Origin of the sequence: Pseudomonas sp. BCRC 81390, from assembly GCF_030341915.1 — a bacterium.
Taxonomy (GTDB): domain Bacteria; phylum Pseudomonadota; class Gammaproteobacteria; order Pseudomonadales; family Pseudomonadaceae; genus Aquipseudomonas.
On record NZ_JATAAG010000045.1, the window covers coordinates 61,981 to 75,753 of the forward strand.

Consider the following 13,773-nt stretch of genomic DNA (forward strand, 5'->3'; position numbering starts at 1 on the left):
CCCCAGGAGAGCGACCATGAATGCCGCCCCCCACTTGCCGGCGCTGCTCGCGGCCGGCGAAACCCGCCTGTCGGCCGAGCAGATCTACCCGCGGCTGTTCGATGCCATTCTTGAACAGCGCCTGCCCCCCGGCAGCCTCTTGCCCGAGCAGGCGCTGGGCCATGCGTTCGGTGTCAGCCGTACGGTAATCCGCCGCGTACTCGGGCGCCTGTCCGACCAGCAGGTAGTGGTGCAGCGCCCCAGCCACACCGCGCACCTGGCCGCGCCCGACCCGGCGCAGGCACGCCAGGTACTGAGTGCCCGGCGCCTGGCCGAAACCACCTTGATCACCCTCGCCGCCCAGCGCGCCCGGCCGCTGCAGATACGCCAGCTGCGGCAACTGGTGGAGCGCGAGCGCCAGCACCATGAAAGCGGCGAGCGCTGTGCAGCGATCCGCCTGGGCGGCGAATTTCACCTGACGCTGGCGCAGGTGGCTGCCAATACGCCACTGGCACGCTTTCTCAATGGGCTGGTGCCGATGACCTCGCTGATCATCGCCCGCTACGAATCGCCGTGCTGCGACCACTGCGCGTGGCAAGAGCACGCGGCGATCATTGATGCAGTGGAGCAAGGCGATGCCGAAGCGGCCCTGGCGCTGATGCACCAGCACCTCGACCGTCTGGAAGAAAAACTCGATCTGGAATAAAGCCTGTAGCAGCTGATGGGCTGCACAGCAGCCCCCTCCAGGCGCCCCTATACTGCGATGACCACCCCAGCCTCTACCAGGGAGGCGGTTGCGTGAGCGTTCGAGTTCTTCTGCTGCCATGCCTGCTGCTGGCCCTCGCCGGTTGCGCGGGCAAGCGTCCGCCTGCCCCGCCACCACCGGTGGTACTCACCGCTGCCACCTGGCAACGCATCGACCAGGAACTGATCGACGCCTCGGTCGGTGCCGCCGGCTCGGCCAACGATTATGCCCGGCGCTCGATGCGGGTGTGGAAGGAACAAGTGCAGCAGCGCACCGAAAGCGACTTCATACCGTGGTTCACCGGCTACTGGACCCAGCAATGGCTGACCCTCAAGGTGGCCTGGTACAAGCTCGACAGCGGCGAAGGCCGCGAGCCGGCAGAAAAACGCCTGGCGTTGTACCTGCAGGAGCAGTACCACAAACGGGTGATCGAGCCGGTGGCCGAGCAGATCAACCCCGAAGGCATTCGCGACCGTGCCTGCGAACTGTACCTGCAACTGCTCGGCCAGCAACTGCCAGCCATCATCGGCCGCTACAATGCCCCGCCCGAGCAGTTCAGCCAACGCCTCAACCGCATCCCGGCCATCACACTGGGGCCGCCGGATGCGCACAACGCCAGCCTGTACCAACTGCTACGGGCCAAGTCACTGGCCCAGCAACCGGCCTGGCAGGCCCTGCGCCAGCACTTGCACCAACAGGTCAGCAAAGGCCCCGGCAGGACCGAGGTCGGGCTGAATTCGGTGGCCACGCAGGCCAGCGAGAAGCTCGGCGCAACCCTGGCTCCACGCGGTATCGCCAGCGCCGTGGCGTCGGCGGTAGGCAAGGTGGCGGGGGCTATGATTTCCATAGCAGCGGCCGGCTACGGGATGATGACCCACGACCGCGAACACCCACAGATGGTCGAGCAGTTGCGGGTGATCCTCAACGTGGCGTTGAACCAGGAATGGCAAGAGCTGATGGAGAACCGCCAGAGTGGCGCCATGGCGGGCGTGTATTACCTGTCGGGGCAGGTCGAGGACAGCCTGCTGGCGAGTGCACCACGGCCGGCCGAACAAGCGGTCGAGCAGCAGGTGAAACAACAGCAGGAGCCTTTGATCATACGCCTGCCGCCTTAGACGCCGCCTGCACCAACCCTGTTGCCATCACAGCCGGCATCAGGCTGGCGCCATGGCCGAGCTGGGCAAGCCGAAGAGCCGATCGAACGCCCAGTTGTAGGCAAAGGTGTAGCACGGCACCAGCACTATGAAGGCCATGTCCACCAGCAGTGCCTGCAGCAGCGTCATGTCCAGCCACCAGGCAATCAGCGGGATCAGGTAGACCACCAGCGTCAGCTGGAAACCAATGGCATGCGCCAGCCGTCGCGCCACGCTGCGCCCGCGCGTGGCCTGGCGGCTTTCCCAATACTCGAACAGCGTGTTGTAGATCAGGTTCCAGAGCATGGCGATGGTGGTGATCATTACCGCCAGAGGCCCGGTATGCGAAGCCTGCGTATCCGACAGGTAGGCCAGCCCGAGGGTCGACATGCACAACCCGATCAGTTCATAGAAAGCCACGTAGACCAGTTTGCGTTTAAGTCCCTGCACCGCGGTTACCTCTAGATGTCGAAAAGCGATGGGGTGCGATCATGCTTCATCGTTCTTGACAGAAAAAGTCAGCAGCTGTCAGATCTTCTGATAGGAGGCTGCCATGAACTTTTCCAGCGACAACATCCAGCTGTTTCTCGCCGTGCTCGACCGCGGTTCGTTTTCTGCCGCCGCGCGCATGCTGCAGCGCGTGCCGTCGGCGGTGAGCATGGCCATTGCCAACCTTGAGGCTGAACTGGGCTACAGCCTTTTCCAACGTGGCCCACGCGAAGTGCGCCCGACCGCACAGGCGCTGGCGCTGGAACCCCACGCCCGGCTGATCGCCGAGCAGTTGGGGCTACTGCAGGTGCATGCACTGGAGCTGTCCCAAGGCCTGGAAAGCAGCCTGACCCTGGCCGTGGTACCGGATATCGACCAGCGCCCACTACTGGCCGCCATCGCCTGCCTCGGTGAACGCCACCCGCTGCTGGACATCGCCCTGCTCAGCGCCCCGCAGGAAGAAGCCCTGCAACTGCTGGACAGCGGGCGTGCCGACCTCTGCGTGGCCTTTGCCGGGCTGCAGGTCGATGCCCGCCGTGGCTTCCAGCACATTGGCATGGAGTCGCTGGTGGCCACCCTGTCCCCTGCCCACCCGGCCTTGCGCGACGGGCGTATCCAGTATCTCGAGGACCTGACCCGGGTGCGCCAGATCCTGGTGCGCAGCCGCGACTTGCCGCTGAGCGACCCGCGCCCGCTGATCGGTACCACGCACTGGTCCACCGACAGCTTCGACCTCGCCCTGCAGATGGTCGAGGCCGGGCTGGGCTGGGGCGACCTGCCGCTGTCGCGGGTCGCGCCATTGCTGGCCAGCGGGCGCCTGGTGCGGCTGGATTTTCACAACACGCGCAACGAGTTGCAATTACCGGTACACGTCCTCTGGCGCAAGCAACAACCGCTGCGACAGGCCGCACGCCTGTTGATCGAGCAGCTGTGCAGCCAGTGATCACCGTCCGTCGATACGACTGTCAGAAATTTCCTTAGGCGCTTCAACCTTTTACCGCGCACGCCGATATCCCTATCGATAGGTTCCGCAGTGTGTCATGAGCGCGCTGCGTCCCTCCCCTCAATGGCCCAAGGTCTCGAAACATGAACCTGAAATTTCGCCACAAGATCCTGCTCAGCGCCTGCGGTGTCGTGGTCCTAGCATTCGCCCTGTTCACGCTCTACAACGACTACCTGCAGCGCAACACCATCCGCCAGAACATCGAGGCCTCGGTACAGCAGTCCGGCGCACTGACCGCCAGCAGCGTGCAGAACTGGATGAGCGGGCGCATCCTGGTGCTGGAAAACCTGGCCCAGGACATCGCCGAGCAAGGTGCCGGTGACAACCTGGCGGGGCTGATAGAGCAACCTTCCTACACGCGAAATTTCCTGTTCACCTACCTCGGCCAGGCCAACGGAGCATTCACCCAGCGCCCCAATGCGCAGATGCCCGCCGGTTATGACCCACGCCAGCGGCCCTGGTATGGCGCTGCAGCCAACGCCGGGCAGACGGTACTGACCGCCCCGTACCAAGGTGCTGTCGGCGGCCTCATGGTCACCATCGCCACGCCGGTGAAGAGCAAGGCCAATGGCGAACTCATGGGTGTGGTCGGCGGTGACGTGACCCTCGACACCCTGGTCGAGATCATCAACTCGGTCGATTTCGGCGGCATCGGCCATGCCTTCCTGGCCGACAGCAGTGGCCAGGTGATCGTCAGCCCCGACAAAGACCAGGTGATGAAGAACCTGAAGGACATCTACCCTGGCAGTAACCTGCGGGTTGCCACCGGCATGCAGGATGTCACCCTCAATGGCCAGGACCGCATCATCTCCTTCGCCCCGGTGGCCGGCCTGCCTTCGGCGCAGTGGTACATCGGCCTGTCGATCGACAAGGACAAGGCCTACGCCGCGCTCAGCCAGTTCCGTACCTCGGCAATCATCGCCATGCTGATCGCCGTGGCCGTCATCGCCGGCCTGCTCGGCTTGCTGATCCCGGTGCTGATGAGCCCGCTGACCACCATGGGCCGCGCCATGCGTGACATTGCCGAGGGCGAAGGTGACCTTACCCGCCGCCTGGCCGTGCAGAACAAGGACGAATTCGGCGAGCTGGCCAGCTCGTTCAACCGTTTTGTCGAGCGCATTCACGCCTCGATCAGCGAAGTGTCCTCGGCCACCCGCCTGGTGCACGACCTGTCGGAGAAAGTGATCAACGCCTCGAACGCTTCGATCATCGGCTCTGAAGAGCAGAGCATGCGTACCAACAGCGTCGCAGCGGCAATCAACCAGCTGGGGGCGGCCACCCAGGAAATCGCCCGCAATGCCGCCGATGCTTCGCAGCATGCCAGTGGCGCCAGCGAGCAGGCCCACGGGGGCCGTGAGGTGGTCGAAGAAGCGATCAATGCCATGACCGCACTGTCGCAGCGCATCAGCGAATCCTGCGCGCAAATCGAAACGCTCAATGCCAGCACCGACGAAATTGGCAAGATCCTTGACGTGATCAAGGGCATCTCGCAGCAGACCAACCTGTTGGCGCTGAACGCCGCCATCGAGGCAGCCCGCGCCGGTGAAGCCGGCCGTGGCTTTGCCGTGGTGGCCGACGAGGTGCGCAACCTGGCGCACCGCACCCAGGAATCGGCGGAAGAGATCCACCGCATGATCACCAGCCTGCAAGTCGGCTCGCGGGAAGCGGTGCACACCATGAACACCAGCCAGGTCTCCAGTGAGCAAACCGTGCAAGTGGCCAACCAGGCCGGCGAGCGCCTGGCCAGCGTGACCCAGCGCATTGGCGAGATCGATGGCATGAACCAGTCGGTGGCGACCGCAACCGAGGAACAGACCGCCGTGGTCGAGAGCCTCAACCTGGACATCACCCAGATCAACGCGCTGAACCAGCAAGGGGTGGAAAACCTCAACGAGACCCTGCGCCATTGCGACCAGCTGGCCCAGCAGGCCGGGCGCCTGAAGCAGCTGGTGGGCAGCTTCAGGATCTGACCCCCTGGTCCCAGGCGGCAACAACCAGTTGCCGCCTGGGACGTCGCTACGCCACCGCTGTTTTCCCAGCCCTGCCCCGCCGTACCCAGGCCAGCAACACCGCCGCCATCAGCACGAAACCCAGATAGCCGAACAGCGGATACACTTCGCCTACCAGGCTAATGAACCCCGCCAGGCTGCAGCCGAACGCCACCACCCCGGTCACCAGCGAGCCCCAACGGAACTTCGCGGTACCCGCCGGCAACAACCGCGAAAGGAAGGAAAACAGCGTACCCACTGCGGTATTGACGATCATGCCGAAGATGATCAGACACATCACCAGCCCGAGCAATGGCGAGACCTCGTTGGCAATCGACAACATCGGCATCGGCAGGTCGGCCACGCTGTCCAGGCGTGACAGCAGCCCCGCACTCATCACCAGCATCAGGCCACCCAACACCACGCCACCGAGCAGCCCTCCCCACATTGCGCTTTTCTCGGTCTTGGCCGAGCCGCCCAGAATGGCCAGGATCGGCGCACCGGCAACCACGTTGTAGGACACATACAGGAATGCCCCCAGCAACCAGTGGCGAGCACCGGGCTGTTGCTGGCTGGCCAGCTGGTCAAGCTGGGCGAAGCTTTGCGCACGGGTGAACACGGCATACAACGCGATTGCCGACGCCACCAGGACCAGCAGCGGCGTAATGGCGCCAATCGCCACGATGACCTTGCGTACATCCAGGCACACGATACCCACCACTACCAGCGTCACCAGCACGCTGCCAGCCAGTGCCGATATGCCGAACTGCTGCTCCAGCAAGGCGCCGCCGCCAGCCAGCATGACCACGGTGACGGCGAACATGAAGAAGGTGATCAGCCAGTCGACGAACAGGCCCAGGTGACGGCCGCAGATAGCCTCGATCACGTCCTTGTGCGAGGTGGCCTGCAGGCGCTTGCCCAACCCTGCCAGGGCCATGCCGAGCAAGGTGAACAGGGCCGTGCTGAGCAGGGCTCCGACCAGCCCCCAGGCACCGAAATCGACGAAGAACAACAGCAGTTCCCGCCCCGAGGCGAACCCCGCCCCCACGATCACGCCAACGAACGCGCCGGCAATCTTCAGCTGTTCTTGCATGTGCACCTCTGGATTTTATTGTTGTTGTGTCACTGGCCGCTCCTGCACGCCAGGTCAGGACTCGCCGACGAACGCCTGCACTTCAATCTCCACATCCACCCCCAGCGCCAACGCCGAGGCCACGGTCGAACGTACCGGCAGCGCCGCGCCGAAGAACTCCTTGTACACCTCGTTGAAACCGGCGAAGTGGCTCATGTCCGACAGCCACACCGTGGCCTTCACCACTTGGTCGAAACGCGCGCCGCAGGCCGCCAGGCTTTCGCCGATACGCTCGCAGGCCGCACGGGTCTGCGCCTGGATGTCGCCACGCAGCACTTCGCCAGCAGCGCTCATCGGCACCTGGCCGGAGAGGAAAAGAAAGCCGCCAGCCTTCACCGCACGGGAAAACGGGAATGGCAGGCTGCTGGGGAAACGCTCGATCTCATTGCTCATGTGATGCTCCTTTCAGGGTTGCTGGAAACGGGCCGGGGACAGGCGCTCGGGCGCCACGCCCTGGCTGACAAGTTCGGCACACAGCGGTTGGCCGAGCAGCAGGTCGGCGGCCAGACGCGAGGCCCCTGCCGCGGACTGGATGCCATAGCCACCTTGTGCCGCCAACCAGAAAAACGCAGGCGCGTGCGCGTCGAAACCGATCACCAGGTCACCGTCGGCGACGAACGAGCGCAGCCCGGCCCAGGTGTGGCTTGGCCGACGGATTGCCAGGGTGGTCATGGCTTCGATGTTGAAGATACCCAACGCCACATCGAGTTCTTCGGGCGCGGCGTCCTGGGGTTCGACCGGGTCGGCATTGGCTGGCGAACCCAGCAGTTGGCCGGCGTCGGGCTTGAAGTAGAAGCTCTCGTCGACGCCAATCACCGCCGGCCAGCGGGCAAAGTCCTGGTCTGCCGGGCCGGGGAAGGTGAAGGCGCTGCGCCGGCACGGTTGCAGGCCGATACGCGCCACGCCGCACTGCTCGGCCACGCGGTCGGCCCAGGCCCCTGCAGCATTGACCAGCCGCCGCGCCTGCACATGGCTGCCATCACCCAGGGCAACCTGCCACAGCTGATCCAGGTAGCGGGCCTGGATCAGCTCGGCGTTGCAGCGCAACTCACCGCCGGCCACCCGATAGCCACGCAGGAACCCCTGATGCAGGGCATGCACGTCCAGATCCATCGCCCCCGGTTCCAGCACCGCGCCGGCCAGCTTTTCGCCACGCAGGCACGGCACCAGGGCCAAGGCGGCGTCGCGGTCCAGCAGGCTGACTTCGGTGCCGTTGGCCAGGTTCTGCGCATGGGCCTGCTCGAGCAGCCCACGCTGCTCCAGGCTGGCCACGTACAGGCAACCACGCGCCTCCAGCAGCGGGTGCTCGCAGAAGCCAGGCGGTGGCGCGTCGTAGAAGGCCCGGCTGGCGCGGGTCAATGCCTGGATCTGCGGGGTTCCGTAAGCCTCCATGAACATCGCTGCCGAACGCCCGGTTGAATGGTAGCCAGGCTGGGCTTCACGCTCGATCAGCAGCACTTTTTGCTGACCCGCCAAGCGATAGCCCAGCGATGCTCCGGCGATGCCGGCGCCAATGATCAGGGTGTCGTAGATAAGGGTCATGCACGCTCCCGGCGAAATTATCATTTATGAGAATTCTAATATATGAGAATTTCGGCAGATGCAAGTGTCCAAGGTAAGATGCCCGTCCCATGATGCATGCCGAGAACCCGAATGCCCGCTGCCCTACCCCTGCTGGACCGTGCCGTAGTCGGTCAGCGCCTGCGCCAGGTGCGCAAGACACGCCAGATGACCCTGAAGCAATTGTCCGAGGCCAGTGGTGTGCCTGTGTCCACCTTGTCGAAGATGGAACTGGCCCAGGTTTCGGTGAGCTACGAAAAACTCGCCGCTGCGGCCCGGGCGCTGAACGTCGACATCGCCCAGCTGTTGCGTGCCGGTGGCACGGTCACGGCGCCGGTACCGGTGACCGTAGTGGTCGATTCGCTGCCGGCGGCGGCGGGCTACTCGACCGGCACCTATGATTATCACCCGATCGCCGGCGACTTCCCCGAGCGCCGCATGACGCCGGCCTACGCGCGTATCATCGCGCGCGAGCGCGGCCAGTTCGACGATTTCATCCGTCACCCCGGGCAAGAGTTCGCACTGGTACTGTGCGGGCGCGTGCGCATTGAATTCGAAACCGGCGAAGCCGTGAGCATCGGGCCACAGGAGACCGCGTATTTCGACAGCCAGGTGGGGCATATCTACTTGTCGGAAAGTGACGACGGCGGCGATGCGCACGTGATGGTGGTGATGACCGATCGCTGACCCGCGCTGTCAGGCTACTGGGGCGTAGCCCGTCTCGGTTATAACCTAATAACGAACAAGTCTATTTGGCTATAAAAAAACCTATATGCTGGCTGCATCCGATAACGGGCAAAGTTGGGCAGTCGAGTAGCGTATGGATGTAGGTTCTTTCGGTTTCACCATTGCGGGACTGATCGTGGGTTTCATCGTCGGCATGACCGGCGTCGGTGGCGGTTCGCTGATGACCCCTATCCTGTTGTGGTTTGGCATCAGCCCGGCAACAGCCGTCGGTACCGACCTGCTCTATGCTGCCGTGACCAAGGCCAGTGGCGTCTGGGTACATGCCCGCAACAAGAACGTCGACTGGAAGATTACCGGCCTGCTCAGCCTTGGCAGCGTGCCCGCAGCGGCGCTGACCCTGTGGTTCCTCAGCACTCTGCACACCGACACCTCGGCACTCAACGCCATCATCAAGCAAGGCTTGGCGGTGGTGCTGATCCTCACCGCGCTGGCCATCCTGTTCAAGTCGCGCCTGCAAGCCTTCGCCAGCCGTCATGCCGGCGACCACTATCACCTCAGCGACCGCAGCCTCAACATCCTTACCGTGCTCACTGGCGTGGTGCTCGGGGTAATGGTCACCCTCACCTCCATCGGTGCTGGCGCCCTGGGTACCGTGGCGCTGTTCCTGCTGTACCCGTTCCTGGTCACGCGCCGTCTGGTCGGTACCGAGATCGCCCATGCCGTGCCGCTGACCCTGGTGGCGGGCCTGGGCCACGCGGGGATGGGCAACATGGACTGGTCGCTGCTGGGTTACCTGTTGCTGGGCTCGCTGCCGGGCATCTACCTGGGCAGCCACCTCACCGGGCGGATTTCCGACCGTGTGTTGCGGCCGTGCCTGGCGGCGATGCTGTTGCTGATCGGCTACAAGCTGGCGTTCTGAACCTCACCCGAGGCGCAAGCGCCACTGCCCGGTAAAACTCAGCGCTAGCCGCGACAGCGGTAACACGTCGATCCGCTGGGCGGCACTCAACGGGCAACCGAGTACCTCCACCAGCACCGCGCGCATGACCAACGGGTGGGTGACCGCCAGCCATTCTCCCGGCCTGTCGAAAGCCGCCAACCAGGCGGCCATGCGCTGGCAAAGCGCAACGAACGATTCACCCCCATGCACGTTGCTGGTCGGGCTCTGCAGCCACTCGGCCAACGCCTGCGGTTGCTCGGCCTGCAACTGCTTCAGTGTCAGCCCGTGCCAATGCCCCAGGTCGCAATCGGCCAGCGCCGCCTCGACCTCCACCTGGCCTGACAACAATGCCGCCGTTTCGCAGGCCCGCCGCTCCGGCGCAGTCAGCACCGACACCCCGGAAAGGTCAGCGAAAGGCTGCTCGGCCAAGGGCAGGATACCGTCGTCGGCATGATGCAGACGCCCGGTCTTCTGGGCCTGGGTCAGGGCATGGCAGATCAGGGTCAGGCGTACGGCTTTCACCGGTTTGTTCTCACGCGTGGCAGGGGATGCATGGTTTAGCATGCCGGGGCAGTTCTTGCCGCAACAATCGTGCTCGACAGCCCCGTCGCGACACAAAACGCCTGACGGGTATGTGCCGGTCACCCTTTGCATCCTGCGCGCTGGAACCTACAGTTTGGAGCGTAGCGACCCTGCAGAGACCCTCGATGCACAGCCACGAGCAAAGCCGCCCGATGGGCGCCAGCAAAAACCTGCTGAAGATTCCCCGCAGCGTCTGGGCGTTGGGCTTCGTGTCGATGTTCATGGATATTTCTTCGGAAATGATCCACGCCCTGCTGCCGTTGTACATGGTCACGGTGCTCGGCACCTCGGTGGTAGCAGTGGGTGTGATCGAGGGCATCGCCGAGGCGACCGCCTCGATTACCAAGGTGTTTTCTGGCGCCCTGAGCGACCGCTTGGGCAAACGCAAGCTGCTGACAGTGCTGGGCTATGGCCTGGGGGCGCTGACCAAGCCGGTGTTCCCCTTGGCCTCGGGGCTGGAGTGGCTGGTCGCGGCGCGTTTCGTCGACCGGGTCGGCAAAGGTATCCGCGGAGCGCCGCGGGACGCGCTGGTGGCCGATGTCACGCCGGTCGAACTGCGCGGCGCCGCCTTCGGCCTGCGCCAGGCACTCGACACCGTCGGTGCCTTCCTTGGGCCGTTGCTGGCGATCGCCTTGATGTGGTTCACGGCAAGCCATTTCCAGACGGTGTTCTGGGTGGCGGTGATTCCGGCGTTCCTGGCGGTGTATATCCTCATCGCCTTCGTGCATGAGCCCGAAACGCCAGCCACCTCCAGACCGGTGCGTTCGCCGCTGGCACTGCATGCACTGGTCCGCCTGGGGCCAGCCTATTGGCGGCTGATCGGCCTGGCTACGCTGTTTACCCTCGCCCGCTTCAGCGAGGCGTTTTTGCTGCTGCGTGCACAGGACATGGGCCTGGCGCCGTTGTGGGCACCGGCGGTGCTGGTGCTCATGGCCTTGGCCTACTCGCTGTCGGCCTACCCCGCAGGGGCCCTGTCGGACCGCATGGGTCGCCGGGCCGTATTGATGATGGGGTTGGGCCTGCTGGTCGCCGCCGACCTGCTGCTGGCCTTGCTGCCAGGCTGGGCCGGGCTGGCCCTGGGGGTTGCCGCCTGGGGGCTGCACCTGGGTTTCAGCCAAGGCATTTTTGCCGCCATGATTGCCGACAGCGCCCCCGCCGAGTTGCGCGGTACGGCTTTCGGCCTGTTCAACCTGCTGACTGGGGTGGCGCTGCTGGCGGCCAGCGTGGTCGCTGGACTGCTGTGGGATGCAGCCGGTTTCCATGCAACCTTCCTGGCCGGGGCGGGGTTTGCCGGCTTCACGCTGCTGGGCATAGCATTGCTGCGCTGAGGCCGGCTGAAGACCCATTCACGGTTGTGCGCTGAAAACCCACTACACCAGCGCCGGGTGCTGCTCCAATAGTGACCAACCACCCTGCCCATCCACCTCCAGACGATGAGTATGGAACCCGGCCAACGTGCTGCGGTGCCCCACACTGACCAGCAAGGTGGTTGGCATTTCCGAGCGCAACAGCGAGTACAAGGCATGCTCGAGACCTTCGTCCATGGCGGATGTGGACTCGTCGAGGAACACCACCTGGGGCCGATTGAACAGCACTCGGGCAAACGCCAGGCGCTGCTGTTCGCCGACCGAGAGAATGTGTGACCAGTCACAATTGACTTCCAAGCGCTCGGCGAGATGGCCAAGGTTGACCTGGCGCAACACCTGCTGCATGCGTATTGCGTCTTCCGGGTTGCCAGCCTCCGGGTAGGCAATGACAGCGCGCAGATCCCCCAGCGGCAGGTAAGGCCGTTGCGACAGGAACAATGCCTGATGGCCCATCGGCCGCCTGACCACGCCGTCGGCATAGGGCCATAGGCCCGCCAGTGCACGTAGCAGCGTGGTCTTGCCGCTGCCCGACGGGCCCTTGATCAGCAGGGCCTGGCCGGCGCGCAGGTCAAGATCCAGATCGGCGATCAGGGTGTGCCCGTCCGGGCGCAGCACCTGCAGCCGAGAGATCTCCAGGGCGTGCGCCTGGTCTTGGGTAGCAATACGTGGCAAGGCATTCGCCTGCTCGTTGGCATCGAGGAAGCCGGTAAGACGGTCGAGAGTCGCCCGATACTGGGCGAACGCATCATAGGATTCGCGGAAAAACGACAACGAATCCTGCACCTGACCGAAGGCCTGGGAGGTCTGCATGACATCGCCCAGCTTGATCGCCCCGCTGAAGAAGCGTGGGGCCTGGAGAATGAACGGGAATACCACCGCAACCTGGCTGACACCCAGGTTGAAACCGCTGAACTTGAGGTTTCGGTAAACCAGTGCCCAGGCGTTCACGATCAATGCGCCAAAGCGGCCCAGCAAGGTGCCACGCTCGACCTGTGCCCCCTGGTAGAAGGCAATGTTCTCGGCATTCTCGCGCAGGCGCATCAGGGCATAACGGAAGTTGGCGGTGAGCTTCTCGTTGAGGAAGTTCAGGCGAATCAGTGGGCGGCCGAGGCGGAAGGCAATCCAGGTGGCGACAATGACATACAGGTACACGGCAAATACCATCGCCCGCGGGATCTCCACGCCGGCGACCGCCAACGGGGCGGACAGTCCCCAGAGGATCCCGGTGAAAGCCACCAACGACACCAGCGCACTGACCGCGCCCAGCGCCAGGGTTACCGAGTTGCTGACGAAGGCATTGACGTCCAGTTCGATACGCTGGTCAGGGTTGTCTACCGGCTCGGCGAGGAACTGGCCACGGTAGTAGGCGTCACCTTGCATCCAGTCATGGGTCAGGCGCTCGGTCAGCCAGACCCGCCATTTGATGCTGAACGCCTGGCTTACATAAAAATTGAACAGCGAGCGTAGTACGTGGATGGTGGCCAATATCGCGAAGACGCCGAGCAGGTACCAGAAGGCAGCTTGGTCAAGGCCCTGCAAGGCGCTGTAGAAGCCGTTGTACCAGAACGAGAACAGCACGTTCAGGCGCACCGAGAACAGCGTCAGTACGAGTAGCAGGGCGAATACCAACAGCGGTTGCCAGCTGCGTCTGACATTGAGATATGGCCCGGCAAGCTGCCAGAACTGCCTGCCCCAGCGCGTATAGCGGGCGGCCAGCGTGGCGATTGCAGCAAAGCAGACAAAGGTGGTGAACGAGGCGATTGCCAGCCAGCTCAGGCTCTCTTGCAGGGCCTGGTGCCAGTTCATTTCCATGGTGGGTTTCCGTGCTGAGTGTTTCCACGAGCGTACCATTGTGCGCGGATTCTCAGACCTAAATGACGCACTTTTCATGATTGCGGTTGAGCGCTGTGCGTGCTTGGTGCGGGAGGGCTAATGTTGTCCAGCGCTGTAAGCGCGGCCTTGCATCGCGATCGGTGTAAGCGCGGCTTTAGCCGCGAAACAGGCGACGCGGTTGGCCAGGGAGATGGGGGTTGCAGGGATCGCGGTTGCCTGGGCGGCGCAAAGACAAAACCCCTACCTGCGTGCGCAGATAGGGGTTTTGCGAAATGAATCTTGACGATGACCTACTCTCACATGGGGAAGCCCCACACTACCATCGGCGATGCATC

General features: G+C 64.0%; 13 protein-coding genes and 1 pseudogene. 8 read left to right on the plus strand and 6 right to left on the minus strand.

Annotated features, from left to right (window positions below):
• The first annotated feature begins 16 nt into the window (after window positions 1-16).
• Together QSV36_RS14570 and QSV36_RS14575 are read left to right on the plus strand one after the other, a co-directional pair.
• Complete coding sequence (locus QSV36_RS14570; RefSeq protein ID WP_289132626.1) at window positions 17-685, plus strand: GntR family transcriptional regulator; 669 nt, start codon at window positions 17-19, stop codon at window positions 683-685.
• A 92-nt stretch (window positions 686-777) separates the two neighbouring features.
• A complete protein-coding gene (locus QSV36_RS14575; RefSeq protein ID WP_289132628.1) occupies window positions 778-1,839 on the plus strand; it encodes a hypothetical protein in 1,062 nt (353 codons plus the stop codon).
• A 39-nt stretch (window positions 1,840-1,878) separates the two neighbouring features.
• Here the strand turns inward: QSV36_RS14575 and QSV36_RS14580 are convergent, their stop codons facing one another.
• On the minus strand, window positions 1,879-2,307 hold the full coding sequence (locus tag QSV36_RS14580) for a PACE efflux transporter (protein WP_289132638.1): 429 nt from the start codon (window positions 2,305-2,307) through the stop codon (window positions 1,879-1,881).
• A gap of 103 nt (window positions 2,308-2,410) precedes the next feature.
• On the opposite strand from QSV36_RS14580, the gene QSV36_RS14585 reads away from it, so the two are divergent.
• From QSV36_RS14585 to QSV36_RS26090, 3 genes and pseudogenes are all read left to right on the plus strand, one after another.
• The gene (locus QSV36_RS14585) at window positions 2,411-3,289 is read left to right on the plus strand and encodes a LysR family transcriptional regulator (protein WP_289132639.1); all 879 of its coding nucleotides are present in this window, start codon (window positions 2,411-2,413) and stop codon (window positions 3,287-3,289) included.
• Window positions 3,290-3,432: 143 nt separating this feature from the next.
• Window positions 3,433-4,464, plus strand: a pseudogene (gene mcpA / locus QSV36_RS26085) (methyl-accepting chemotaxis protein McpA); the annotation flags it as partial.
• 114 nt (window positions 4,465-4,578) lie between these two features.
• Window positions 4,579-5,319, plus strand: coding sequence for a methyl-accepting chemotaxis protein (locus QSV36_RS26090; RefSeq protein WP_372241569.1), 741 nt, complete (start codon window positions 4,579-4,581; stop codon window positions 5,317-5,319).
• A 46-nt stretch (window positions 5,320-5,365) separates the two neighbouring features.
• Here QSV36_RS26090 and QSV36_RS14595 read toward each other — a convergent pair whose 3' ends face one another.
• Genes QSV36_RS14595 through QSV36_RS14605 form a run of 3 tightly spaced genes read right to left on the minus strand, consistent with a single transcriptional unit; the run spans window position 5,366 to window position 8,011 of the window.
• A complete protein-coding gene (locus tag QSV36_RS14595) occupies window positions 5,366-6,430 on the minus strand; it encodes a YkvI family membrane protein (protein WP_289132642.1) in 1,065 nt (354 codons plus the stop codon).
• 54 nt (window positions 6,431-6,484) lie between these two features.
• Window positions 6,485-6,862, minus strand: a complete 378-nt coding sequence (locus QSV36_RS14600; protein WP_289132643.1) for a RidA family protein — start codon at window positions 6,860-6,862, stop codon at window positions 6,485-6,487.
• Between the two features lie 12 nt (window positions 6,863-6,874).
• On the minus strand, window positions 6,875-8,011 hold the full coding sequence (locus QSV36_RS14605; protein WP_289132644.1) for an NAD(P)/FAD-dependent oxidoreductase: 1,137 nt from the start codon (window positions 8,009-8,011) through the stop codon (window positions 6,875-6,877).
• 111 nt (window positions 8,012-8,122) lie between these two features.
• Here QSV36_RS14605 and QSV36_RS14610 point away from each other — a divergent pair, with 111 nt between their 5' ends.
• Together QSV36_RS14610 and QSV36_RS14615 are read left to right on the plus strand one after the other, a co-directional pair.
• A complete protein-coding gene (locus QSV36_RS14610; RefSeq protein WP_289132646.1) occupies window positions 8,123-8,716 on the plus strand; it encodes a helix-turn-helix domain-containing protein in 594 nt (197 codons plus the stop codon).
• 133 nt (window positions 8,717-8,849) lie between these two features.
• The gene (locus tag QSV36_RS14615; protein ID WP_289132648.1) at window positions 8,850-9,635 is read left to right on the plus strand and encodes a sulfite exporter TauE/SafE family protein; all 786 of its coding nucleotides are present in this window, start codon (window positions 8,850-8,852) and stop codon (window positions 9,633-9,635) included.
• 3 nt (window positions 9,636-9,638) lie between these two features.
• Here the strand turns inward: QSV36_RS14615 and QSV36_RS14620 are convergent, their stop codons facing one another.
• Window positions 9,639-10,178 carry a histidine phosphatase family protein gene (locus QSV36_RS14620; RefSeq protein WP_289132652.1) on the minus strand — a complete coding sequence of 180 codons (540 nt, stop codon included), beginning with the start codon at window positions 10,176-10,178 and terminating at the stop codon, window positions 9,639-9,641.
• Window positions 10,179-10,363: 185 nt separating this feature from the next.
• Here QSV36_RS14620 and QSV36_RS14625 point away from each other — a divergent pair, with 185 nt between their 5' ends.
• Window positions 10,364-11,566 carry an MFS transporter gene (locus QSV36_RS14625; RefSeq protein ID WP_289132649.1) on the plus strand — a complete coding sequence of 401 codons (1,203 nt, stop codon included), beginning with the start codon at window positions 10,364-10,366 and terminating at the stop codon, window positions 11,564-11,566.
• Between the two features lie 42 nt (window positions 11,567-11,608).
• On the opposite strand, the gene QSV36_RS14630 is transcribed toward QSV36_RS14625, so the two are convergent.
• Window positions 11,609-13,417, minus strand: coding sequence for an ABC transporter ATP-binding protein/permease (locus QSV36_RS14630; protein ID WP_289132651.1), 1,809 nt, complete (start codon window positions 13,415-13,417; stop codon window positions 11,609-11,611).
• Window positions 13,418-13,773: the final 356 nt, after the last annotated feature.